The following is a 21,693-nucleotide window of genomic DNA, read 5'->3' as shown; positions in this document are numbered from 1 at the left end:
CCCGTTCGATCGTTTGCGATTCTGGTCTTCAGCCGGGGAGAGGAGCGCGGGGATGCGGGCGATCTGGAAGGGAGCGGTGTCGTTCGGCCTGGTGTCGATCGGGGTGAAGGTCTACTCGGCCACCGAGGAGAAGGACATCCGGTTCCATCAGGTGCACCGCGAGGACGGCGGTCGCATCCGTTACAAGCGCACCTGCTCGGTCTGCGGCGAGGAGGTCACCTACGACGACATCGCCAAGGGCTACGACATCGGCGGCGGCGAGATGGTCATCCTGACCGACTCCGACTTCGCCGACCTGCCGCTGAGCACCTCGCACGCGATCGACGTGCTGGAGTTCGTGCCGGCCGAGCAGGTCGACCCGATCCTCTACAACAAGGCCTACTTCCTGGAGCCGGAGGGCACCGCCACCAAGCCGTACGTGCTGCTGCGCGACGCGCTCACCGACTCGGAGCGGGTCGCGATCGTCAAGGTGGCGCTGCGCCAGCGGGAGCAGTTGGCCACGCTGCGGGTCCGCGAGGGCGTGCTGCTGCTCAACACCATGCTCTGGCCGGACGAGATCCGCCAGCCCGACTTCGGCTTCCTCGACGAGGACCTGAAGGTACGCCCGCCGGAACTGGCGATGGCGAGTTCGCTCATCGACTCGATGGCCGGCGAGTTCGAGCCGGACGCCTTCACCGACGACTACCGGGCCGCGTTGCAGGAGGTCATCGACGCGAAGGTGGAGGGCCGTGAGGTGGTGCAGCCGGAGGAGGAAGAGGCCGCGCCGGCCGCCGCGGTGGACCTGATGGCCGCGCTGAAGGCGTCGGTCGAGCGAGCCCGGGCGGCCCGGGGCGAGGCGCCGTCCGGCGGCGGGGCCGAGCCGACCCCGATCTCGTCGGCCCGCTCGGCGAAGAAGACCGCCGCGAAGAAGACCGAGCCGGCGAAGAAGACGGCGGCGAAGAAGACCCCGGCCGCGAAGAAGGCCGCGCCGGCGAAGAAGACCGCCGCGAAGAAGGCCGCCGGAAAGGCCGAGCCGGCGAAGAAGACGACCGCGAAGAAGACGACCCCGCGGAAGAAGTCGGCCTGATCCTCGGGCGGGGCTGAGCTGTTAAGAAGGGGCCCCGCCTATACCAAATGCGTTAAGAAGGGCCCCCGCCTTTACTCGGTGTGGGGGTGTGGGCGGGTACCGTGTGCGCGCACCCACCCACTGCAGGGAGTCGACGTGAGCGAGCGTGTGGAGAACCGGTCGGAGGAGCAGGCCGCCCCGGCCACCAAGGCAGGGCGGCGGCTGGCTGCCCAACTGGCCGAGAAGAAGGCCGCCGAGGCGCGACGGCGACGGCAGTCGATGCTGGGCGCCGCCGCCGGCGTGCTCGCCGTGGTGGCCCTGGTCGGCGGCCTGGTCTGGTTGAACAGCGGGGACGACGACAAGCCGGCCACCGCTTCCTCGGCGAGCCCCAGCGCTCCGGCCGACCAGGTCGAGCCCACCGCGCCGCCCGCCCCGGAACTGCCCGCCGACATCGACCCGGCGCTGAAGACCAAGCCGACCGTCAAGGCCGGCTCGGGCGAGCTGACCAAGCTCAAGGTCACCACGCTGGTCAAGGGCAAGGGCGCGCCGGTGAAGTCCGGGCAGACGATCACCACGAACTACGTGGGCGTCTTCTACAAGGACGGCAAGCAGTTCGACGCGTCCTGGGACAACGGCCAGCCGGCCACCTTCCCGATCGGCGTCGGTCAGGTCATCAAGGGCTGGGACCAGGGCCTGGTCGGCGTGCCGGTGGGCAGCCGGGTGCAGTTGGACCTCCCGGCCGATCTGGCGTACGGCGACAATGCCGAGGGCGGCCGTCCGGCCGGGCCGCTGCGCTTCGTCGTCGACGTGCTGGCTGCGCAGTAGATCACTGCGGGCTTCCACCCGGTTACCCAGCGGCAGTAGGTTCGTGGTCAGCGTGGGCGGTTCCCCGCCCACGCTGACCTGTTCACCCACGCGGAGGTGCACGTGGCGGCGCTGGACGACAACGGAACGGCTCGGCGGATGTGGACGCTCTTCGAGCCGGTCCACGCGGTGACCTACTTTCACCCACGGGCCCGGGCCGCGTTCGAGGCGGTTGGTCTGCGCGGCTACTGGCGTGGCTATTTCGCCGGCCGGGCCGCGCCGCTCGGGCCGGTCGACGCGCCGACGGTGACGGCCGCGTTCTTCAGCTTCGCGCCGCCGATGGTGGCCCGCGCGCTGCCGTCGGTGTGGCGGCTGGCCTCGCCGGAGGAGGCGCTGCGTGCCCGGCTCACCGGGGCGGTGCAGGCGCTCGCGGAGTTCACCTACGAGCTGCCCGAGTCGCACCTGGCCGAGGCCGCCGGCCTGCTGGAGGAGGCGGCCGACCGGGTGGACACCGCCGGACGGATGCTCGGCGCCGTCAACGCCGCCCTGCCGCGCGGCGAATACCCGCTGGCCCGGCTCTGGCAGGCCGCCGCCACGCTGCGCGAGCACCGGGGCGACGGGCACGTCGCGGCGCTCGTCGGCACCGGCCTGGACCCGGTCGAGGTGGTGGCCTGGCGGTGCCGGGTCGACCAGTCGCGCGAGTTCCACCAGCCGGCGCGGGGCTGGACCGACGAGGAGTGGTCCGCCGCCGAGGAGCGGCTTGTCGACAAGGGTTGGCTGACCACCGACCGGGGCCCGACCGCGCACGCCACCGCCACGTTCCACGCCGTCGAGGAGGCCACCGACCGGGCCGCCTCGGGGCCGTGGCGGGCGCTGGGCGCGGAGCGTACCGGGCGGCTGCGGGAGTTGCTCGAACCGATCGCGACCCGCTGCCGCACGATCATCCCGCCGCTGGCCCCGATCGGCCTGCCGGCGCAGCGGTCCACCGGGGCCACGCTGCCAGGATGAGCCGGGCCGTCGGCTGGGGCAGGATGGGCGGCATGGTGGACGCGGTGCTCTTCGACCTGGACGGCGTGATCGTGGACTCGGAACCGGTCTGGGAGGAGGTCCGGCGGGCTTACGTGGCCGCGCACGGGGGCACCTGGCAGCCCGACACGCAGCGCCGGTTGATGGGCATGAGCACCGGCGAGTGGGCCGACTACCTGAGCGGCGAGCTGGGCGTCGACAGGTCGACCGAGCAGGTCGCCGCCGAGGTCGTGGCCGAGATGACCCGGCGGTACGCGGAGCGCGTACCGCTGATCGACGGGGCCGACGCGGTGGTGCGCCGCGTGGCCGCGCGGTGGCCGCTGGGGCTGGCCAGTTCCTCGCCGACCCGGCTGATCGCGGCGGCGCTTGACGCGACGGGCCTGGCCGGCGCGTTCGGTGCGACGCTGTCGACCGAGGAGACCGCCCGGGGCAAGCCGGCGCCGGACGTCTGGTTGGCGGTGGCGGCGCGGCTGGGCGTCGACCCGGCGCGGTGCGTGGCGGTGGAGGACTCGTCGAACGGGGTGCGTTCGGCGGCAGCCGCCGGATGCCGGGTGGTGGCGGTGCCGCACGTGTCGTACCCGCTGGATCCGGACGCCGAGGCTCTTACCGCGGTCTCACTTCCCTCGATCGGCGCGCTCACTCCCGAGGTGGTCGAGGGGTTGGGTTGAGGCGGGTGGCCTACTGGGTGTGCACGATCAGGCCGATGTGGGTGAAGTAGTTCAACGCGCCGAACAGCATGAACGCCAGGCCGGCCAGGGTCCAGGCGCCGCCGGTCACGACGAGCAGCGGCCGGCGCATGTTACGCAGCGCGAACGGGAAGAGCACCGCGCCGATGCCGACCAGGACGTACAGCCCCGAGATGAAGGTCGCCTCGATCCACGGGTAGTCGGCGAACTGCCCGCTGATCGGCTCCTCGGGCGGGGCGGCGAAGAGGGTGAACGCCCAGCCCGCCGCGGCGATGGCGAAGCAGCAGAGTCCGAGCGCGAAGACGAACAGCGAGATCGGCGCGGCCAGCTTCCGGATGAGTTCCAGACGTCGGTCCACCGCGCCGTCGGCGGTGGTCGTGAAGAGTGGCGCGCGTCGCCACAGCACGAGCGCCGAGCCGAGCAGCAGCACGCCGAAGGCGAGCGCCGGCTCCCCGAAAATGATGTTGTCGAAGGCGAACCCGCCGCTGGCCAGCGGCCACGTCAGGGTCATGTGCAGGCCCGTGGCGGTGAGCAGCGCGCCGAGCACCGCGAAGGCCATCGACCACCCCTCCGGCGCGATTTCCCGGCCGTCGACCAACTGACGGCCCAGCGCCACCACCAGCAGCAGCCCGACCCCGGCGGCGACCGACATGATCGTGTTGTAGGTGGGCATCTCCACCCAGTTGATCTTCAAGCCGTCCTGCGTCAGAACGAACACGGTCGTCACCTTTCACGAGTTCGTGCCCGGTGCGGGTCCCCCGCCCCGGCCCGCTCAAACCGCCCGCCGGCTCCCTCATGAGCAGTCCGAGCCGCGCGAATCAGAGCGGGCCCGTCCGCTACCGCAGGCGTCGGGCGGGGACCCTCCCTAGGGTGGGGGTAGCGCACGAGACGACGGCGGAGGGACGGCGATGAAGGCGATCGTGTACGAGCACAGCGGTGACGCCTCGGTGCTCCGGTTGGTGGAGCGGCCGGTGCCGGAGCCGGGCCCGGGCGAGGTGCTGGTGCGGATGGCCGTGTCCGGGGTGAACCCGACCGACTGGAAGGCCCGCCAGGCATGGCCGCTGCCGGCCGGCTGGCAGATCCCGCACCAGGACGGCGCGGGGGTGGTCGAGGCGGTGGGCGAGGGCGTCGACCAGATCATGATCGGCGAGCGGGTCTGGATCTGGGAGGCGGCCTGGCAACGCCCATGGGGCACGGCCGCCGAATACACGGTGGTCCCGGTCCGGCACGCGGTGTCGCTGGGCTCGGCCCCGTTCGACCTGGGCGCGGCGCTGGGCATCCCGTTCATGACCGCGCACCGCTGCCTGACCGCGGGCGAGTTCATGCCGGACAAGCTGCACGCCGGCGCGTTGAGCGACCACGTGGTGCTGGTGCAGGGTGGGGCGGGCGCGGTCGGCAACGCGGCGATCCAGCTCGCCCGCTGGGCCGACGCCTGCGTGATCACCACGGTGAGCACCCCGGAGAAGGCGCAGCTCGCCGCCGCGGCCGGGGCCGATTTCGTGATCAACTACCGCGAGCAGGACGTGGTCGAGGAGGTCCGCAAGGCCGCGCCCGACGGGGTGCACACGATCGTCGAGGTGTCCGCCGCCCGCAACGCCGCCGCCGACGTGCAAATCCTGCGCCCCGGTGGCGCGGTGTGCGTCTACGCCGACGACGGCGGCGACGAGGTGACGCTGCCGATCCGGCCGCTGATGGGTCCGAACGCGCGGTGGCAGTTCGTGCTGGTCTACACCGCGCCGAAGGTGGCGAAGGCGCAGGCGGTGACCGACATCGCGGCGGCGGTGGCACAGGGCGCGATCCGGGTGGGCGAGGAGGCCGGCCTGCCGCTGCACCGCCACCCGTTGGTGGAGACCGCGGCGGCGCAGCAGGCGGTACGCGACGGCGCGGTGGGCAAGGTGCTGGTCAGCACCGCCGACGAGTAGTCGATTTCCCCGACATCGGGACAGAGGCGAACAAGTTTCGCAACAATGACGGAGCGGGGCCACCCCGTAACGGACGGGCGGCCCCGGCGCGGTGCGAACGCCGGGGCCGCCCTCTGGGAGGAATGTCCGTTCGGAACCATGTTCCTACCCGTGTTGGCGACGGTACGCCGGAAAGTGTTACGGCGCGGTCAGTTCCCGCACCTCAAGCCCGCCGTCGGCGTACCGGGAGCGCACCACCTTCTTGTCGAACTTGCCGACGCTCGTCTTCGGCACCGCGTCGATGAACGCCCAGCGCTCCGGCAACTGCCAGCGCGCCACCGACCCGGCCAGGAAGTCCCGCAGCTCCTCCGCGGTCACCGAGACGCCCTCCCGGACCACGACCGTGGCCAGCGGGCGCTCGTCCCACCGCTCGTCCGGCACGCCCACCACGCACGCCTCCAGCACCGCCGGGTGCGCCATCAGCGCGTTCTCCAGCTCGACCGAGGAAATCCACTCCCCACCCGACTTGATCACGTCTTTGGCGCGGTCGGTGAGCGCGATGTACCCGTCCGGCGAGAGCGTGCCCACGTCCCCGGTCCGCAGCCAGCCGTCCCGGAACTTCTCCGGGTCAGGGGCCTCGTCCCCGACGTACCGGGCGGTCACCCACGGCCCGCAGACCTCCAGCTCGCCCACGGACGTCCCGTCGGCGGGCAGCGGCTCACCCAGCGGGCCGACGATCCGCGCGGCCACGCCCGCCGGGACCCGGCCCTGGGTGTAGCGGTAGCGCCAGGCGTCGTCGCCGGTGGCACCGGCCGGGGCGCGGGACACCGAGCCGAGCGGCGACATCTCGGTCATCCCCCAGGCGTGGATGACCTCGATCCCGTGTCGGTCGCGGAAGGCGTGCATCAGCGCCGGCGGGCAGGCCGAGCCGCCGACGATCACCTCGGTCAGCGAGGAGGTGTCCACGTCGTGGCCGTCCAGGTAGGCCAGCAGATCGGTCCAGATGGTCGGCACCGCGCCGGCCAGGGTGGGTCGCTCGGCGGCGATCATCGCGGCGATCGGCTCGGCCTGGAGGAACCGGTCCGGCATGATCAGCGACGCGCCGGAGAGGAACGCCGCATAGGGCAGGCCCCAGGACATGGCATGGAACATGGGCACGATGGCCAGCTCCCGGTCCTTCGGGCCGAGGCCGAAGCCCTCCGGCATGCAGACCTGGAGCGAGTGCAGATAGATCGAGCGGTGCGAGTAGGCCACGCCCTTCGGGTGGCCGGTGGTGCCGGACGTGTAGCAGAGCGCCGCCGCGTCCCGCTCGTCCACCTCCGGCCAGTCGAAGTGGTCCGGCCGGTCGGCCAGCAGCGCGTCCCAGTGGTGCACGGTGATCCGGTCGCCGGCCGCCGCCACCAGCGGGGCCGGGTCGCCACCGCCGACCACCACCACGTGCCGCACCGTGGCCAGCTCGCCGAGCACGCGGGCGAGCAGCGGGATGAGCGTGCTGTCGACGAGCACCACCCGGTCCTGCGCGTGGTTGGCGATGTAGGCGACCTGGTCGGGAAAGAGCCGGAGGTTGAGCGTGTGCAGCACCGCGCCCATGCTCGGCACGGCGAAGTAGGCCACCAGGTGCTCGTTGTTGTTCCACATGAAGGTGGCGACCCGCTCGTCGCCGGTCACCCCGCACTCGTCGCGCAGCGCGTGCGCCAGCCGGGCGGCGGCGCGACCCACCTCCGCGTACGTCATCCGGCGCGGTTCGGCGCCGGTCCACGTGACGACCTCCGCCGTGCCGTGCACGGTGGAGCCGTGTTCGAGGATCCGGGCGACCTGGAGGGGGGCGTCCATCATCGTGCTACGCATGGGTAACAACGTAGTGTCGCCGTTCACACGAGCGGAACCCCCGGAACGGCCGAGACGGCTGGAATTGATGCGTAGATTGTCCGGGTGAGCATCTCGTGGGCAGACTCGTACGTCGGGCAGCTCCGCGCCCTGGCCGGTGACCGGACCCTGATGTTCGTCGGCGCCCGCGCCGTGGTGCGCGACAACGCCGCCCGGGTGCTGCTGATCCGGCGCTCCGACAACGGGCAGTGGGCGTTGCCGGCCGGCGCGATGGAACTCGGCGAGTCGATCGCCGACTGCGCGGTCCGGGAGGTCCGCGAGGAGACCGGCCTGCGGGCGCTGCGGGTCAGCGCGTTCGCGCTCTACACCGGGCCGGACCGCACCCACACCAACATGTACGGGCACACCTACCAGGTGTTCACCGCCGCGTTCCGGGTCGACGAGTGGGACGGCACGCTGGCCCGCTACACCGACGAGACCACCGACGCCGGCTTCTTCCACCGGGCGGAGTTTCCCACCCCGCTCTCGTCGAGCGTGTCCGAGACGCTCGCCGACCTGGACGTCTTCGAGCAGACCAACCGGCTGATCCTGAAGTAGGCGACTCTCAGAGCATCGTCTGCGACTTCGCCTCCATCTCGGCGGCGGCCTCGTCCTTCGACTCCTTGGGGAGCGGCTTGCCGCCCGGGGCGGCGGCCTGCCCACCGAGCGGGTCGGCGCCGCCGGTGGCGCCCCGCGGTCCGGCGCCGCGGAGCTGGTGGTTCGGCATGGCCAGGGTGACGAGCACCGCCAGCACGGCGACCAGCCCGGTGGTCAGGAAGACCACGTGCAGCGCGTCGACGAACGACGCCTGGATCGCGGCGCGCACCGGGGCGGGCAGGGCGAGGATGGTCGCCGGGTCGTTGATCGAGATGTTCTCGGCGCCGCCGGCCGCCACCGCCGCCCGTTGCTGCGGCGGGAGCTGAGCGACCGCGCCGGGCAGCCGGTCGCCGAGCGCGGCGGAGAGCCGCGTCGACAGCACCGCGCCCAGGATCGCCACCCCGAACGACCCGCCCAACGACCGGAAGAAGGTGGCCGAGGAGGTGCCCGCGCCCAGGTCCCGGACGTCCACCGCGTTCTGCACGGCCAGGATGAGGGACTGCATGCACAGGCCCAGCCCGACGCCGATCACCACCATGTAGCCGAACGCCACCCAGAGCGACGTGGACACCTGAAGGTGCCGGAACAGCAGCATGCCGGCCACCAGCACGGCGGACCCCGTCACCGGGAACCACTTGTACCTGCCGATCCGGCTCATCGCCCGGCCGGTGAGGATCGACGTGACGATGATGCCGGCCATCATCGGCAGCATCAGCAGACCGCTGCGGGTCGGCGAGGCGCCCTTGACGATCTGGAGATAGAGCGGGATGAAGATGATCGACCCGAACATCACCAGGCCGAGCACGAAACCGGCGGAGTTCGCGAGCGCGAACGTCCGGCTGCGGAACAGCCGCAGCGGCAGGATCGGCTCCCGGGTCCGGGCCTCCTGGAACAGGAACGCCGCGCCCAGCACCGCGCCGGCCACGAACAACCCGAGGATCACCCCGGAACCCCAGGCGTACGAGGTGCCGCCCCAGCTCAACGCCAGCAGCAGGCAGCTCACGCCGGCGACGAGCAGCGCCGCGCCGATCCAGTCGACCGTGTGCTCGCGACGCTGGAACGGCACCAGCCGCATGACGTGCCAGCACACCACGATGGCGAGGATCGCCAGCGGCACGTTGATATAGAAGATCCACCGCCAGTTGGTCTCCGCGAAGTAGCCACCGACGAGCGGGCCGGCCACCGACGACAGGCCGAACACGGCACCGAACAGGCCCTGGTAGCGGCCCCGCTCCCGGGGTGGCACCACGTCCGAGACGATGACGAACGCCAGCGTCATCAGGCCGCCCGCGCCGAGGCCCTGCACGCCCCGGGTGACGATCAACTGGGTCATGTCCCGGGACAGTCCGGCCAGCAGCGAGCCGAGCAGGAACGCGCCGATGGAGAACAGGAAGACCGGACGGCGACCATACAGGTCGGCCATCTTGCCGTAGAGCGGCGTCGAGGCGGTCGACGCCAGCAGGTACGCCGTGACGACCCACGAGTAGTGGTCGATCCCGCCCAGCTCACCGACGATGGTGGGCAGCGCGGTGCCGACGATGGTCTGGTCGAGCGCCGCCAGCAGCATGCCGGTCATCAGACCGAACATCAGCAGGCGGATCTGGCGGGCGGGCAACGCGGGACGAGCGGCCTGGGCGGTCATCCCGCTTCCTATCCCACCGGGGGCGGATCATGCCCCCGGTGGGATGACGAGTTTCTAGCCGGCGGTGTGCCGGCCCTCGGCGAACTCCTCGATGATCTTGGCGCAGAACGCCGGCAGGTCGTCCGGCTTGCGGCTGCTGACCAGCCCGTTGTCGGTGACGACCTCCTGGTCCACCCAGTTGGCGCCGGCGTTCGTGAGGTCGGTGCGCAGGCTCGGCCAGGAGGTGATGGTGCGGCCCCGCACCACGTCCGCCTCGACGAGCGTCCACGGGCCGTGGCAGATCACCCCGACCGGCTTGCCGGCGTCGAAGAACGACTTCACGAACCGGACCGCCTCCGGGTCGGTCCGCAGGAAGTCCGGGTTCGCCACCCCGCCGGGCAGCACCAGAGCGTCGTACGCCCCGGCGTCCGCTTCGGAGGTGGTCACGTCGACCTGGTACTGCTTGCCGTGGTCCAGGTGGTTGAACGCCTGGATCGAGCCGGACTCGATGGAGACCAGCTCCACCCGGGCACCGGCGTTCTCCACCGCCTCGCGCGGCTTGGTGTACTCGACCTCCTCGACGCCGTCGGCGGCCAGGAAGGCGATGCGCTTGCCCTGAAGTGTCGCTGCCATGCTGCTTCTCCTCTCCGGGGTGTGTCTGCACGGTTCCCCCGGCCGATGCCCCGAAACCGGGCACATCGGGTGGCCCGCATCGCACCGGGACCGCCGGGCGGCCAGGTTTGGCCGGTCGCCCCACGGGGACCCGGAGGGGCATGGCAGGAGCAGCGGCGGAAGAGCGCCGGCTGGCCACCGTCGTGGCGAGCTGGCAGGAACGTCCCGTGCTTGTCGTCGGCGACGCCATGCTCGACGAGTGGCGGTTCGCCGAGTCGGAGCGACTCTGCCGGGAGGCGCCCGCGCCGGTCCTCACCCTGCGCCGCCGGATCTCCGCCGCCGGCGGCGCCGCGAACACCGCGGTCAACGTGGCCGCGCTCGGCGGCCGGGCCGCGCTCGTCGCCCCGGTCGGCGCCGACGTCGCCGGGGACGAACTGCACGACTGCCTGGACCGGGCGACGGTCTGGGACCGTACGGTGAGCCAGCCCGGCCGGCCCACCCCGGTCAAGCGACGGATGCTCGCCGGCAACCAGATCCTGCTCCGGGAGGACTCCGGCGGCCCGGAGGACACGCTCGACGAAGACGGGGTGGCCCGCCTGCTGACCGCGCTGCACTGCGCCACGGAGGAGCTGCGCGCGGTGGCCGCCGGGCAGCCCCTCACGCTCGTGGTCTGCGACTACGGCCTCGGCGGGCTGCCCTCGACGGTCCGCGCCTGGCTGGTCGCCAACCGCGACCGGTACGCCACGGTGGCGCTCGACGCGCACGACCTGGCCGACTGGCGCGGGCTCAACCCGACCGTGGTGACCCCCAGTTTCGCCGAGGCGACCCGGCTCCTGGCCCGCGCCGCGGCCGGTTTCGCCCACACCGAACGGAACACGGCCCCCACCGGCGGTGACCTGCACCTGGACCACCTGACGGACGACGGCCCGTCCGAGCTGGTGGTCGGCGCGGCGCCCGGCGGAGCCGGCGAACGGGTGACGGACGCCGGGTCCGGAGGGCTCGGCGGCCGGACCTCGGGGAGCCCGCACCCGGCCTCCGGCGCGCCCGCCGGCGGGGCGACCGGCGCGTCGTCCGGGCCGACCGGCGAGCCGACGCCCGGCGAGGAGCGGGTGGCGCTGACCGGCAACGGGCTCAGTGTCACCGGCACCGGGGTGACCGTGAACGCGGCGGCCGGCGAGGGCGTGGACCGGGCGGTGCTGGCCGAATCGCGCCTGTCCGAGCTGCGCGCCCACACCGGCGCGGACGTGGTGGCGGTGACCCTGGACACCGAGGGCGCGGTGGTCGGCGGCGCCGACGGCTCACCCCGGCGCAGCCACAGCACCCCGGTCCCGGCCAGCCACGCCGTCGGCGCCGGGGACGCCTACCTGGCGGCCATGACGCTGGCGCTCGCCGCCGAGGCGGGCCTGCCGACCGCCGCGCAACTCGCCCAGCTCGCCGCCACCATCACGGTCGCCGACACCGGCACCTGCGTGTGCCGGCGGGAGGACCTGCTCGCCGCGCTGGGCACCGCCGGCGAGGACGCCGGGCACCCGGCGCTCGTCGACGCCGGGGAGTTGGCCACGATCGTCGCCGAGCACCGCGCGGCGGGCCGGTCGGTGGTGTTCACCAACGGCTGCTTCGACGTGCTGCACCCGGGGCACGTCCGCTACCTGACCCAGGCCCGCGCGCTCGGCGACCTGCTCATCGTGGCGGTCAACTCGGACGGCAGCGTCCGCCGGCTCAAGGGCCCGGACCGGCCGGTCAACCCGGTCGAGGACCGCACCGCCCTGCTGGCGGCGCTCGCCTGCGTCGACCACGTGGTGGTCTTCGAGGAGGACTCGCCGGCCCGGCTGATCGAGGTGGTCCGCCCCGACGTCTACGTCAAGGGCGGCGACTACCCGCCGGAGATGGTGCCCGAGGCGCCGCTGGTGCGCCGCCTCGGCGGGCAGGTACGCACGCTCGGGTACGTGCCGGACCGTTCCACCTCGGCGATCATCGACCGGATCCGCGCCCAGTCGGTCGAGAGCAGGCCGGCGTGACCCGACCGCTCGACCCGGGCACGCCCGAGCAGTTCCGCCGACCCCGGCGCGTCGACGTGCTGATCCCCACCCGCAACCGGCCCGCCGAGCTGGCGGTCACCCTCGCCGGGCTGGCCGCCCAGGAGGGCGTACCCGGTTTCGGGGTGGTCGTCAGCGACCAGTCCGACGGCGATCCCGCGTACGCCCATCCGGCGGCGGCCACCATGATCCGCGCCCTGCGGCACCGGGGGCACCCGGTGTTGCTGACCCGTCGGCTGCCCCGGCGCGGGCTGGCCGAGCACCGGTCCTACCTGCTGTCCCGGTCGGCGGCCGACGCGGTGCTCTGCCTCGACGACGACGTGTGGTTGGAGCCGGGCAGCCTGTCCCGGCTGGTCACCGCGCTGGCCGAGCTGGGCTGCGGGTTCGTCGGCAACGCGGTGCACGGGCTGTCCTACGTCGACGACGTGCGCCCGGACACCCACCGGCACTACGAGGAGTGGCCGGGCCCACCGGAGCCCGAACGGATCCGCCCGGGCACGCCGGAGTGGCAGCGGGCGTCGATCCACCCGGCGGCGAACCTGCTGCACGTCACCGAGAAGCTCGGCCTGCCGGCGGGCGCCTGGCGGGCGTACAAGGTGTCCTGGATCGGCGGCTGCGTGCTCTACGACCGGGCCAAGCTGGTCGACGCCGGCGGCTTCGACTTCTGGGACCGGCTACCCGAGCGGCACCAGGGCGAGGACGTGGCGGCCCAGCTCGCGGTGCTGGAGCGCCACGGCGGCGCCGGCGTGCTGCCCAGCGGCGCCTACCACCTGGAGTCGCCGACCACTGTCACCGAGCGGGACGTGGAGGCGTGGGAGGTCGTGCTCAACGAGCCGGTGGCGGAGGTGTGAGCAGGTCCCGGGCCGCCTCGATCACCTCGACGGCCGGCACGTCGGCGACGAACGACACCCGGTGCGGGCAGTTCCCGTCGCCGGGGCGGTGCGGATAGATCCCGGGCGTGCAGTCGACGCCGCAGACCGGGCAGCGGACGGTCCAGGCGGCGATCGGGCGGTGCCGGCCCCGCAGCGGCGACGCCCCGTTGATCAGGTTGCCGATCCAGAAGATCCCCACCGTCGGGGCGCCCACGGCGGCGGCCAGGTGCAGCGGGCCGGTGTCGTTGGAGACCACCAGCGCGCACTCCGCGTAGGCGGCGGCGAGCGCGCCGAGCCCCAGCGTGCCGACCTGCGGGCGCACCGGCACGCCGGCCGCCGCGACCACCGCGTCGACCGTCTCCCGCTCGGCCGGGGTGCCGGTGACCAGCACCTCGTACCCGTCTGCGGCGAGCGCCCGGGCGACCTCGGCGAAGCTCTCCGGCGGCCAGCGCCGCCGGGTGTCGGTGGCGCCCGGGTGCAGCGCCACCCGGGGTCGGGTCGGCGCGCCGAGCACCGCGGACGCCTCGGCCCGGTCGGCGTCGGTCACCGCCAGCACCGGCGTGATCGTGGTGGCCGGCGCCCCGACCAGGGCCGCCACCTCCAGGTAGCGGACCACCTCGTGCTGGTAGTAGACGTACCGCAGCCAGCGGTCGAGCGGCGGCGCGTCCTCGGCCCGCAGGCCGGCGGTGACCCGCGCGCCGAGCCGCGCCACGAACGGGTTGGAGTTGGCGCCACCGCCGTGCACCTGCAACGCCAGGTCGAACCGTTCGGCGCGGGCGGCGGCCAGGAAGTCCGCCGGCTCGACCGGCGACTCGTCCGGCCCGGGCTCGCGGATGCCGGGCGTCGGCGGCACCACCAGCACCCGGTCCACCGGGCCGGGCCGGTCACGCCAGAACGCCGCGTGCCACGGCGCGCCGAGCAGCACGATCTCCGCCGACGGGTACGCCATCCGCAGCGCGTCCAGCGCGGGGAGCAGGAAGATGAAGTCACCGAGCGCGTTGGCCCGCAGTACGGCGATCCGGTCGACGTCCGGTATGCGCTCGCCGGTCGGGCCGAGCGCGGACGACGGCTCCCGGTCGCGGCGCGCCGAGCCGGCGTCGTCGGACGAGGTGGTCACCCGGGCCTACGGCCGGTCGATCTCGTCGGGCGTGGTGTCCGGGTGGTGCAGCTCCCGGTCCGCGGCCGGGTCGGCCGAGGTCGGCGTACGGTCGACGGTGGCGCGCGGCCCGGTGCGGCCGACGGTGATGGTGCGGGTGGCGGGCCGGGTCGCCCGGGGCAGTCGCACCCGCAGCAGGCCGTGGTCCATGACCGCGTCGATCCGCTCCGGGTCGACGCGCGCCGGCAGGTCCACCCGGTATTCGAAGCCGCGGGTGGTGAACCCGCCCGGGATGCCCTGGTCGGCGTTGACCTCGGCCTCCGACCGGGCCCGGACGCACAGTTCCCGGTCGTCCAGCTCGACGGCCACCTCCTCCGGCGCGACGCCGGGCAGCCGGACCACCACCTCCCAGCCGTCGGCCACCTCGGCCATCTCCACGTCCGGGGTGCCGGACCGACCGCTCACCAACCGGCTCAGCTCGGCGCGCAGCGACTGCAACTCGCCCATCGGGTCCCAGCCCTGCTGGCGACCCCGCCAGCCCTTCGGGTCCGTCATCGTGCGTCTCCGATCCGCTGCGGGCCGGGTCGCAACGAGCTGGGGGCGTCGAGGTCGTGCTCCGGGTCGACGCCGACGCCCAACCGGTCCACCAGCTCACCGCCGAGCCAGGCGCTGATTCCGAGGATCGCCACGGCGACCACCTCGATGGCGATCAGGGCGCCCCCGGCCGCGCGCGAGTCGGCGTTGAGCCGGACCACCCAGACCGCGGCGAAGAGCAGGATCACCGCCACGTTGGCGCCGGCGTGGGTGAGCCCGACCCGCTTGGCACGGGTGCCGGCCGGCAGGGCGAGCAGGTCGAAGGCGCCGGCCGCGGCGGCCAGCAGGCCGCCGATCAGGCCCACCGTGATGTTCCAGTACGCGACCTCGCCGAGGAAGTCCGGCCCGCCCACGGTGTCGACCAGATCGAAGATCACCGCGGTGACCAGCAGGCCCAGCGGGAACATCACGAGCATCGGGTGCACGGGATGGCCGAGTACCTTCAGCCGGCTCTCCATCTCGGTCTCCATCCGTCGTGTCCGGACGCGCCGCGCGCTCCGGTCCCTGCCCGCCGACGTCGGGGGCAACCCCGGCGGCCGGCACGCTCCTACACTCACGATGGCGGATCCCGACCCGCCCCGGGCCGGAACCGTCGTCGAGGTCAACGGACGGGGGAGGAAGACGTGACGACGCAGGAGATCACCAACGCCGAGGAACTACGCGAGCTGCTCGGCGCACCGACGCCGCGGGCGGTCGCGAAGGAGCGCCGCACGCTGCACCGACGAGACCGGGAGTGGCTTGCCGCCTCGCCGTTCTGCCTGGTCGCCACCGCCGGGGCGGACGGCAGTTGCGACGTCTCCCCGAAGGGTGATCCGCCCGGCTTCGCACTGGTGCTCGACGACACCACCGTGGCCATTCCGGAACGCCCCGGCAACCGGCGCGCCGACGGCTACCGCAACATCCTGGAGAACCCACACGTGGGCCTGCTCTTCCTGATCCCCGGCCGCACCGACACGCTGCGGATCAACGGTCGGGCCCGGCTGCTCCGCGACGCGCCCTGGTTCGCCGACATGGAGGTCAAGGGCCACCGGCCGGTCCTCGCCGTCGAGGTGGCCGTCGAGCAGATCTTCTACCACTGCGCGAAGGCGTTCCTCCGCTCCGAGCTGTGGGCGCCGGAGACCTGGCAACCGGACGTGCTGCCGTCCCGCCCCCGCCTCGTCAAGGAGGTGGAGGCGCCGGCGGAGAGCCTGGCCGACCTGGAACGGCACTACGGCCCGGACTACGCGAAGAAGCTCTACGTCTGACCGGGGCCGGTTAGGCCGATGCCACCGGGGTACCGATTCCGGTGCAGACGACGGGACGACAAGGAGTGGTCATGACCAGGAAGGTCGAGAAGTCCATCGACGTCGACGTGCCGGTCACCACCGCCTACAACCAGTGGACCCAGTTCGAGGACTTCCCCCGGTTCATGGGCGGCGTGCGGGAGGTGCGCCAGCTCGACGACAAGCGGATGCACTGGGTGGCCGAGATCGCCGGGGTGCAACGCGAGTGGGACGCCACCATCGTCGAGCAGGTGCCGGACCGGTCGGTGGCGTGGGCGGCGACCGGCGGCACGCCCAACGCGGGCATGGTCCGGTTCGCGCCGCTCGACGCCGGCCGCACCCAGGTCCAGCTCCTGCTGGAATACGAGCCGGAGGGCCTGGTCGAGCAGGCCGGCGAGCGGCTGCACCTGGTGGACCGGCAGGCCGAGTCCGACCTGGAGCGGTTCAAGGACTACATCGAGGGCCGGCAGGTGGAGTCGGGCGGCTGGCGCGGGACCATCACCCCCGGCGGCCTGCCCGACCCGGTGGCCCGGCACCGCGCGGACACCGACGAGGAGCCGCCGCCACCGGAGACCGAACCGGAGTACGCCCCGGCCCGACCGGCGGGCGTCCTTCCACCCCGGTAGACCTTTCCCCGCCCTGCCGGAGTGAGCCCGGTGGACCGGCCGACGTGGCCGCGTCCACCGGGCTCCCTTCCGCTCCGGTCGACCGTGCGCGTGGTCAATCCGACTTGGGGGCGAAGGGATGCCAGCGGGGTTGTCGTAGCTCCCAGTCCGCCGGGCAGAGGTGGTGCCAGGCGCCCCCGGTCACCGAATCCTGATCCGGCAGCTCGTTGCCCCACCTCGGCGGACGGTCACCGACCTGCGTGAGGTAGCGCTGATAGACCACCATCTCGCGGTACCGCCGATCGTGCCGCCAGAGGGCGTACGGCTGCTCCCGCAGCCAGTCGCAGGCCGCGTCACCCTCGGCGATCAGATCCGCGGTCGGTGGCAGCACCCGCAGCGGCTCGTCGCTCTGCCGGTTGCCGTACTGCCGGAGGTAGGCCAGGTATCCGTCCTCGTCCCGAGGATGGGTGACATGGACGCCGAGGACGGCGACCGGTACGGCGAGCACGCCCGCCACGGCCAGGCCCACCATCACCCACAGGCGCTTCCGCATGCGTCGATGTTAGGCCGACGTGCGCCGATGTGAACCTCGGTGACCTGCCGGGCGACTGTAGAGGTGTGGCAGGCGATACGGGCGGGAGACGATGTGGATCGGGTCAGACGCGACGCGCTGCTGGTTGTTCGGGCGCAGCTGGGAGACCGACGGTCGCTGGCCGAGTTGGTCGGGTACTGGCACGAGCCGGTATGGCGCTACGTGCGGCGCATGCTCGACCGGGCCGGCCTGGCCGACGACGTGAGCCAGGAGGTGTGGGCTGGTGCGCTGAAGGCGCTGCCGACCCTCAAGGAACCGGAACGGTTCGCGCCCTGGCTGTTCACGATCGCTCGGCGTGCGGTGCTGGATCACCTGCGGGACAGGTACCGCCAGGCCGATCCGCTGGACGGTGAGCCGGCGGCGGACGACGACGACGTCGCCGCGGTGTTGGACCAGGCGCAGGTCACCGAGAGCCTGGCCGGGTTGCCGGTCTGCGAACGAGAGGTGCTGATCTTGTTCTACCTCTACGACCTGGCACTGGAGGAGTGTGCGCAGGTGCTGGCAGTCCCGGTCGGGACGGTGAAGTCCCGGTTGTTCCGTGCGCGCCGGATGCTGCGCGACCACATGATCGAGAAGGGATACTCAGGATGACCGAGGGACCGTCGTACGGCCCGGACGACCTCGTGCGCGGGCTGTCGCTGCCGCGGCGCGTCGGACTCCTCGTGGCGGGACTCGGTGGCCTGGCGGCAGCCGTGACCATCGGCCTGCTGCTGGCCACCGAACCCGACGAATTGCCGCTACGGACCAGGATCGCGTTCGTCGCGATGATCGGCATCGGGATGGCGTGGGCCGGGTTCGCGGGCTGGGCGTTGGCCCGCCGCCCGCTGTTCGCTGCCGACCGGGTGATCGCCGCCTGGCTCGCGGTCACCTTCAGCGCTCTGATGACAGTCGGCATGGTGACGATCGCCGTCATGCGCGCCGGCCCCGCAGGCGTCCTCACCGTCGGCGGTCTCGGCGTGAGCCTGACCGTCGTGGGAGGCATGCTGCTCGTCCGGGCCCGGGCCTATCGCAAGGCACTGCTCACCCGCCGGCACGAACTCGAACGCCGGAACGGTTGAGGTCGGCGGTCGCGTAGAGGACAACCTCGTAGTCGCGCATGTAGTCGGTGTGGGCGTGGTACACCACCGCCTGGTCGAAGACTTCGTCCAGGGCCCGGTCCAACTGACTGATCTCCACACCGCCCGATCTACCAGGCACCGCGCGGGCCTTGGGACTAGAAGAAGATCGCGGATGGCTGGTCGGGTGGCTGCGCGCCTGGTCAGCCCGTCCGTCGTTGTCGGGCAGCGTCGGCTTCTGGGGGTGGTCGTGGCTGTACCGATGGCTGTACGGCGACAGGATGCGCCGCCATGCTGTCGGTATGGCGGAGGAGCATCCGATCATCGACCTCGATGACCGTGACCGTGCACGCGTCACGCGGGATGAGGGTCCGCGACGCCGCAGACTGATCAACCGAGCGGCGAGCGCCTACGCCATTGGGGCGTTCGTCCTTGGCGTAGCGGTCGGCGGTATCGGCGTAGCCGAGGTGCAGGACTCACGCGATGCACGAACGCCGGCTGCCGCTGTCGCGGTTGTCGTCATAGCCAGCTCGGCAAGTGGCGGCGGTGAACTCTCCGGCAGTACCGCCCGGTTCGACGCTCAACTGACGGCGGTCAACGCTGGTCCACAGCCGGTTACGGTTCGCGCGATCGGCGTACGTCTGCCCGGCACAGTGATCGATGCCGCCGCTCAGTTTCGCCGGCTGCGTCCTGGCGAGATAGGCGTGATGGACGTCCGGGTCATGATGCACTGCTCCGTCAAGCCTGATCCGGTGCCGATGCGCTTGTCGGTTGAGACGGCCGACCATCGAACCCGTGAGGTGAGCTATCCCATGGCGTACACCGGTACCGCCTGGCAGAACCGGGCTGTGTTGCTATGCGGGCAGGGTGGCTAAGAGCGGATCTCGGGCGGCGAGCGACCCACCCGACGTCTCGGCAACCGCTACCGCACAGGGAGGAGCAGCATGAAGACCCGGACCATCGAGCGATGCTCGCGGAGGCGTGCGGGCGGTACGGCGTGCTGGTGCGGTTCCTGGCCTGTGGCCGCGCACGTCGCCGGGAAGCGGCGTGAGGATCTGGTGTTCACCGCGCCGAACGGTCGGCCGCTGCGAAACACCAACTTCCGGCCTCGGATCTTCGCGCCGGCTGCGGCGTCAGTCGCACTCGCACAGCCGGCGGCGGTGTCGTGGACCTCGGGAAACGGCGAAGCCCAGGCCGATGACCTGGGCTTCCGTGCCGAGCCGCCTGACGGAATCGAACCGTCGACCTACGCTGCTCGACCATTACCCTCCCGCGCTTGTCATCGCTTACCAAGATTAGTCGTCGACCTGCGCAAACGTGGCCGCCAGTTGATCAACGCTGATCGCTGCTGGCCGGTCGTTGGTACGAGTTTTCGGGGGGTAAACGAGGGCACTGTCGCACGTAATACCCGCCCCGCGTCGCTGCACGCCGGAACGCCCAGCACGACCTGACTAACACCGCCGACGAGCCGAACGAGACGGCTATACCGTCCGGTGTCCAGATCCATACGCCCTTGGGCGTGACGTCATTGGGAACCCGTCCTGATGAACTGGGCGGCGTGCGACCGGTTTCCATACAGCCATGGGCGTGACGTGGTTGGGGACGCTGTTCTGCCGCATGGCAGATGGAACCTATGACGTGAAGTTTCCATACGCCCTTGGGCGTGACGTGGTTTGGAACACGGCCCCGGACATCAAGCTCTCCAGCCGCTGCTGAGCGTTTCTATGCGCCCTTGGGCGTGACGTGGTTGGGGACGTGCTACATCTCGGGCTTCAACGCCGGGACGCGTGAGGTTTCCATACGCCCTTGGGCGTGACGTGGTTGGGGACTGGGATGTGGCCGCACTTCCTCGAGTCCGGACGGTTTCCATACGCCCTTGGGCGTGACGTGGTTGGGGACACACGGACCTTGCGCCCGGTCAGTGGAAAGAAGTTGGTCGTTTCCATACGCCCTTGGGCGTGACGTGGTTGGGGACTCCGGCCAATCCCAGCGGCCAGGAGACGCGTGGGCAGTGGTTTCCATACGCCCTTGGGCGTGACGTGGTTGGGGACTCTCATGAAATGGCAGACGACTACGCCTTTAAGCTCGTGTTTCCATACGCCCTTGGGCGTGACGTGGTTGGGGACTCTACTGCTGTCGCCCTGGGCTTGACCAGGGTGTTCGTCGGCAGGTTGCATACCCCCTCGGTCCGGACGGTCGAGCAATAGCCGCCAGTCGATGATTATGCCGCGTTCGCACTGGTGAAGGCCACTGCACAGGGGACAAGGCGGGGGCATGATCAGCTACCCAGGCCCGCTTCGGCGGTTTCTGCGCCGTTTGGACGGTGTGCGGAGGGAAGCTTGGCGAGCGGTCGGGTGGCTTGCGCGGGATGGGCACGGATGGGGAGGTAGGTGTTGGTCCGCTGGTCGTAGTGGAGTAGGCGGGCGTTGGTGAAGAATCGGGTGGTCGCTTGGGCGAGGTGCCATCCGATGGCCATGGCGAGCACTTTGGGCATTGCGGCGGCGATGATGACCTCGCGTGCTCCGGCTTGGTTCTGAACGGCGATTATCGCTTCGGTGAGGGGCTTGGCGAATGTGGCGATTTCGGGGCCGGTGAAGGTGGTGCGGCTCAGTTGTGTGATGTCTTCTGTCGCGGCTGGTCGGATACGTTGGCATCGGCTGATGGGGTATTCCGCGTATGTCACCTGTGGGGTCATTTTCGTGGCGGCGGGCGCGAAGGCGAGGATCAGGCCGACTGGAGCGTCCGGTGTCGTGGTGTCGAGGGGAAGTTCTTCGGTGACGAGGGTGGCGGGGGTGACCGCCTTGGTCAGGGTGAAGGTGATGGGTTGGGGTGTGCGGGGGTCTGGTAGTTCGAGGAGTTGCAGGTCGTCGACGATGGGAAGTTCGGCGCCGATGGCGAGGGCGGCGGGCCAGAGGATGTTGGGTGCGATGGTGTAGGCGGTGTCGTCGCGGTCGGTGTTGATCACCGTTTCGAGGGCGGCGGCGATGTCGGTGCAGGTGGCGCTGAGGTCGATGACGCTCTGGTGGGTGTGGGTGGGCAGGTCGGCCCAGCGGGTGACGGATTTGAGTGACATGCGGCGTCGGGCGGCGATTTGGATGGCGGTGTCGTGCAGGTCGGGCATGTCGTCGGCGAGGAGCCGGACGTAGAAGAGGGTGCCGGTGCGGCGGTGGATCAGGCTGCGCCAGAGGACGGCGGCGAAGAGCAGGACAAGGGCGGCGGCGAGCAGGGTGGCTCGTTCCGGGGACACCTGGCGGGGTGGTTTCAGGGGTAGCAGGTCTTCGACGATGAGGCCGAGGGCTGCGGTGGTGAGGGCGGTCAAGGCGGCGATGGCGAAGTTCGCCACGGTGGTGAGCAGTGGACCGGTGGCCGGTCGCCACCGTCTGATGCCGGCTCGGGTCCTGGCGGTGGGCATCGGTGCGGGGT

At 71.7% G+C, this 21,693-nt stretch carries 22 protein-coding genes, 1 pseudogene and 1 CRISPR repeat array; of the genes and pseudogenes, 13 read left to right on the top strand and 10 right to left on the bottom strand.

Going from position 1 to position 21,693, the window contains the following annotated elements:
- Positions 1–52 precede the first annotated feature (52 nt).
- The 4 genes from O7619_RS06515 (at position 53) to O7619_RS06500 (ending at position 3,543) form a co-directional block, all read left to right on the top strand.
- Positions 53–1,066: a Ku protein gene (locus O7619_RS06515; RefSeq protein ID WP_282286342.1), complete on the top strand. Its 1,014-nt coding sequence runs from the start codon at positions 53–55 to the stop codon at positions 1,064–1,066.
- A gap of 135 nt (positions 1,067–1,201) precedes the next feature.
- Complete coding sequence (locus O7619_RS06510; protein WP_282286341.1) at positions 1,202–1,870, top strand: FKBP-type peptidyl-prolyl cis-trans isomerase; 669 nt, start codon at positions 1,202–1,204, stop codon at positions 1,868–1,870.
- 138 nt (positions 1,871–2,008) lie between these two features.
- Positions 2,009–2,857, top strand: coding sequence for a hypothetical protein (locus tag O7619_RS06505; protein ID WP_282288701.1), 849 nt, complete (start codon positions 2,009–2,011; stop codon positions 2,855–2,857).
- Between the two features lie 32 nt (positions 2,858–2,889).
- A complete protein-coding gene (locus O7619_RS06500; protein WP_282288699.1) occupies positions 2,890–3,543 on the top strand; it encodes an HAD family phosphatase in 654 nt (217 codons plus the stop codon).
- A gap of 10 nt (positions 3,544–3,553) precedes the next feature.
- Here O7619_RS06500 and O7619_RS06495 read toward each other — a convergent pair whose 3' ends face one another.
- Entirely contained in the window at positions 3,554–4,279 is a 726-nt protein-coding gene (locus tag O7619_RS06495) for a DUF981 domain-containing protein (RefSeq protein WP_282286340.1), read from the bottom strand.
- Between the two features lie 190 nt (positions 4,280–4,469).
- Between O7619_RS06495 and O7619_RS06490 the strand changes: the two genes are divergently transcribed.
- The gene (locus tag O7619_RS06490; RefSeq protein WP_282286339.1) at positions 4,470–5,483 is read left to right on the top strand and encodes an NADPH:quinone reductase; all 1,014 of its coding nucleotides are present in this window, start codon (positions 4,470–4,472) and stop codon (positions 5,481–5,483) included.
- 177 nt (positions 5,484–5,660) lie between these two features.
- Here O7619_RS06490 and O7619_RS06485 read toward each other — a convergent pair whose 3' ends face one another.
- Positions 5,661–7,310: a fatty acid--CoA ligase gene (locus O7619_RS06485; RefSeq protein WP_282286338.1), complete on the bottom strand. Its 1,650-nt coding sequence runs from the start codon at positions 7,308–7,310 to the stop codon at positions 5,661–5,663.
- An 84-nt stretch (positions 7,311–7,394) separates the two neighbouring features.
- On the opposite strand from O7619_RS06485, the gene O7619_RS06480 reads away from it, so the two are divergent.
- Positions 7,395–7,886, top strand: coding sequence for an NUDIX domain-containing protein (locus O7619_RS06480; RefSeq protein WP_282286337.1), 492 nt, complete (start codon positions 7,395–7,397; stop codon positions 7,884–7,886).
- 7 nt (positions 7,887–7,893) lie between these two features.
- Here the strand turns inward: O7619_RS06480 and O7619_RS06475 are convergent, their stop codons facing one another.
- Both O7619_RS06475 and O7619_RS06470 read right to left on the bottom strand, forming a co-directional pair.
- Positions 7,894–9,567: an MDR family MFS transporter gene (locus O7619_RS06475; RefSeq protein WP_282286336.1), complete on the bottom strand. Its 1,674-nt coding sequence runs from the start codon at positions 9,565–9,567 to the stop codon at positions 7,894–7,896.
- A 54-nt stretch (positions 9,568–9,621) separates the two neighbouring features.
- Positions 9,622–10,179, bottom strand: coding sequence for a type 1 glutamine amidotransferase domain-containing protein (locus tag O7619_RS06470; RefSeq protein WP_282286335.1), 558 nt, complete (start codon positions 10,177–10,179; stop codon positions 9,622–9,624).
- 140 nt (positions 10,180–10,319) lie between these two features.
- Between O7619_RS06470 and rfaE2 the strand changes: the two genes are divergently transcribed.
- Positions 10,320–12,176, top strand: a complete 1,857-nt coding sequence (gene rfaE2 / locus O7619_RS06465) for a D-glycero-beta-D-manno-heptose 1-phosphate adenylyltransferase (protein WP_282286334.1) — start codon at positions 10,320–10,322, stop codon at positions 12,174–12,176.
- Positions 12,173–13,045 carry a glycosyltransferase family A protein gene (locus O7619_RS06460; protein ID WP_282286333.1) on the top strand — a complete coding sequence of 291 codons (873 nt, stop codon included), beginning with the start codon at positions 12,173–12,175 and terminating at the stop codon, positions 13,043–13,045. The genes rfaE2 and O7619_RS06460 overlap by 4 nt, the downstream gene beginning before the upstream one ends.
- Here O7619_RS06460 and O7619_RS06455 read toward each other — a convergent pair.
- Genes O7619_RS06455 through O7619_RS06445 form a run of 3 tightly spaced genes read right to left on the bottom strand, consistent with a single transcriptional unit; the run spans position 13,020 to position 15,214 of the window.
- Positions 13,020–14,183: a glycosyltransferase family 9 protein gene (locus tag O7619_RS06455; protein ID WP_282286332.1), complete on the bottom strand. Its 1,164-nt coding sequence runs from the start codon at positions 14,181–14,183 to the stop codon at positions 13,020–13,022. The two genes, O7619_RS06460 and O7619_RS06455, sit on opposite strands and share 26 nt — an antisense overlap.
- Positions 14,184–14,189: 6 nt before the next feature.
- Entirely contained in the window at positions 14,190–14,717 is a 528-nt protein-coding gene (locus O7619_RS06450) for an Hsp20/alpha crystallin family protein (protein ID WP_282286331.1), read from the bottom strand.
- Complete coding sequence (locus tag O7619_RS06445; protein ID WP_281590543.1) at positions 14,714–15,214, bottom strand: DUF2231 domain-containing protein; 501 nt, start codon at positions 15,212–15,214, stop codon at positions 14,714–14,716. The genes O7619_RS06450 and O7619_RS06445 overlap by 4 nt, the downstream gene beginning before the upstream one ends.
- A 165-nt stretch (positions 15,215–15,379) precedes the next feature.
- Here O7619_RS06445 and O7619_RS06440 point away from each other — a divergent pair, with 165 nt between their 5' ends.
- Positions 15,380–16,000, top strand: a complete 621-nt coding sequence (locus O7619_RS06440; protein ID WP_282286329.1) for a pyridoxamine 5'-phosphate oxidase family protein — start codon at positions 15,380–15,382, stop codon at positions 15,998–16,000.
- A 71-nt stretch (positions 16,001–16,071) separates the two neighbouring features.
- A pseudogene (locus O7619_RS06435) lies at positions 16,072–16,518 on the top strand (SRPBCC family protein); the annotation flags it as partial.
- A gap of 220 nt (positions 16,519–16,738) precedes the next feature.
- Here O7619_RS06435 and O7619_RS06430 read toward each other — a convergent pair.
- Positions 16,739–17,176 carry a hypothetical protein gene (locus O7619_RS06430; protein ID WP_282286328.1) on the bottom strand — a complete coding sequence of 146 codons (438 nt, stop codon included), beginning with the start codon at positions 17,174–17,176 and terminating at the stop codon, positions 16,739–16,741.
- 93 nt (positions 17,177–17,269) lie between these two features.
- Here O7619_RS06430 and O7619_RS06425 point away from each other — a divergent pair, with 93 nt between their 5' ends.
- Together O7619_RS06425 and O7619_RS06420 are read left to right on the top strand one after the other, a co-directional pair.
- On the top strand, positions 17,270–17,806 hold the full coding sequence (locus O7619_RS06425; protein WP_282286327.1) for an RNA polymerase sigma factor: 537 nt from the start codon (positions 17,270–17,272) through the stop codon (positions 17,804–17,806).
- A complete protein-coding gene (locus O7619_RS06420; RefSeq protein ID WP_282286326.1) occupies positions 17,803–18,273 on the top strand; it encodes a hypothetical protein in 471 nt (156 codons plus the stop codon). Before O7619_RS06425 ends, O7619_RS06420 begins: the two co-directional genes overlap by 4 nt.
- Here O7619_RS06420 and O7619_RS06415 read toward each other — a convergent pair.
- Positions 18,236–18,412 (bottom strand): hypothetical protein, encoded by a 177-nt coding sequence (locus tag O7619_RS06415; RefSeq protein ID WP_282286325.1) that lies wholly within the window; start codon positions 18,410–18,412, stop codon positions 18,236–18,238. The two genes, O7619_RS06420 and O7619_RS06415, sit on opposite strands and share 38 nt — an antisense overlap.
- Positions 18,413–18,572: 160 nt before the next feature.
- On the opposite strand from O7619_RS06415, the gene O7619_RS06410 reads away from it, so the two are divergent.
- Positions 18,573–19,145: a hypothetical protein gene (locus O7619_RS06410; RefSeq protein ID WP_282286324.1), complete on the top strand. Its 573-nt coding sequence runs from the start codon at positions 18,573–18,575 to the stop codon at positions 19,143–19,145.
- Between the two features lie 624 nt (positions 19,146–19,769).
- Positions 19,770–20,396: direct repeats of the CRISPR family, unit length 37 nt; unit sequence GTTTCCATACGCCCTTGGGCGTGACGTGGTTGGGGAC.
- 152 nt (positions 20,397–20,548) lie between these two features.
- On the opposite strand, the gene O7619_RS06405 is transcribed toward O7619_RS06410, so the two are convergent.
- Positions 20,549–21,613, bottom strand: coding sequence for a hypothetical protein (locus O7619_RS06405; protein WP_282286323.1), 1,065 nt, complete (start codon positions 21,611–21,613; stop codon positions 20,549–20,551).
- Positions 21,614–21,693 lie beyond the last annotated feature (80 nt).

The organism is Micromonospora sp. WMMD998, assembly GCF_029581235.1.
GTDB lineage: Bacteria > Actinomycetota > Actinomycetes > Mycobacteriales > Micromonosporaceae > Micromonospora.
The sequence above is the reverse complement of the archived record's forward strand: the minus strand, read 5'-3'. Positions and strand labels throughout refer to the sequence as shown.

Coding starts and splice junctions, on each gene's coding strand:
- O7619_RS06445 (WP_281590543.1), bottom strand. CDS start 15,214: ATGGAGAGCCGGCTGAAGGTACTCGGCCATCCCGTGCACCCGATGCTC.
- O7619_RS06420 (WP_282286326.1), top strand. CDS start 17,803: ATGACCGAGGGACCGTCGTACGGCCCGGACGACCTCGTGCGCGGGCTG.
- rfaE2 (WP_282286334.1), top strand. CDS start 10,320: ATGGCAGGAGCAGCGGCGGAAGAGCGCCGGCTGGCCACCGTCGTGGCG.
- O7619_RS06430 (WP_282286328.1), bottom strand. CDS start 17,176: ATGCGGAAGCGCCTGTGGGTGATGGTGGGCCTGGCCGTGGCGGGCGTG.
- O7619_RS06410 (WP_282286324.1), top strand. CDS start 18,573: ATGGCGGAGGAGCATCCGATCATCGACCTCGATGACCGTGACCGTGCA.
- O7619_RS06485 (WP_282286338.1), bottom strand. CDS start 7,310: ATGCGTAGCACGATGATGGACGCCCCCCTCCAGGTCGCCCGGATCCTC.
- O7619_RS06470 (WP_282286335.1), bottom strand. CDS start 10,179: ATGGCAGCGACACTTCAGGGCAAGCGCATCGCCTTCCTGGCCGCCGAC.
- O7619_RS06475 (WP_282286336.1), bottom strand. CDS start 9,567: ATGACCGCCCAGGCCGCTCGTCCCGCGTTGCCCGCCCGCCAGATCCGC.
- O7619_RS06515 (WP_282286342.1), top strand. CDS start 53: ATGCGGGCGATCTGGAAGGGAGCGGTGTCGTTCGGCCTGGTGTCGATC.
- O7619_RS06450 (WP_282286331.1), bottom strand. CDS start 14,717: ATGACGGACCCGAAGGGCTGGCGGGGTCGCCAGCAGGGCTGGGACCCG.
- O7619_RS06490 (WP_282286339.1), top strand. CDS start 4,470: ATGAAGGCGATCGTGTACGAGCACAGCGGTGACGCCTCGGTGCTCCGG.
- O7619_RS06500 (WP_282288699.1), top strand. CDS start 2,890: ATGGTGGACGCGGTGCTCTTCGACCTGGACGGCGTGATCGTGGACTCG.
- O7619_RS06505 (WP_282288701.1), top strand. CDS start 2,009: ATGTGGACGCTCTTCGAGCCGGTCCACGCGGTGACCTACTTTCACCCA.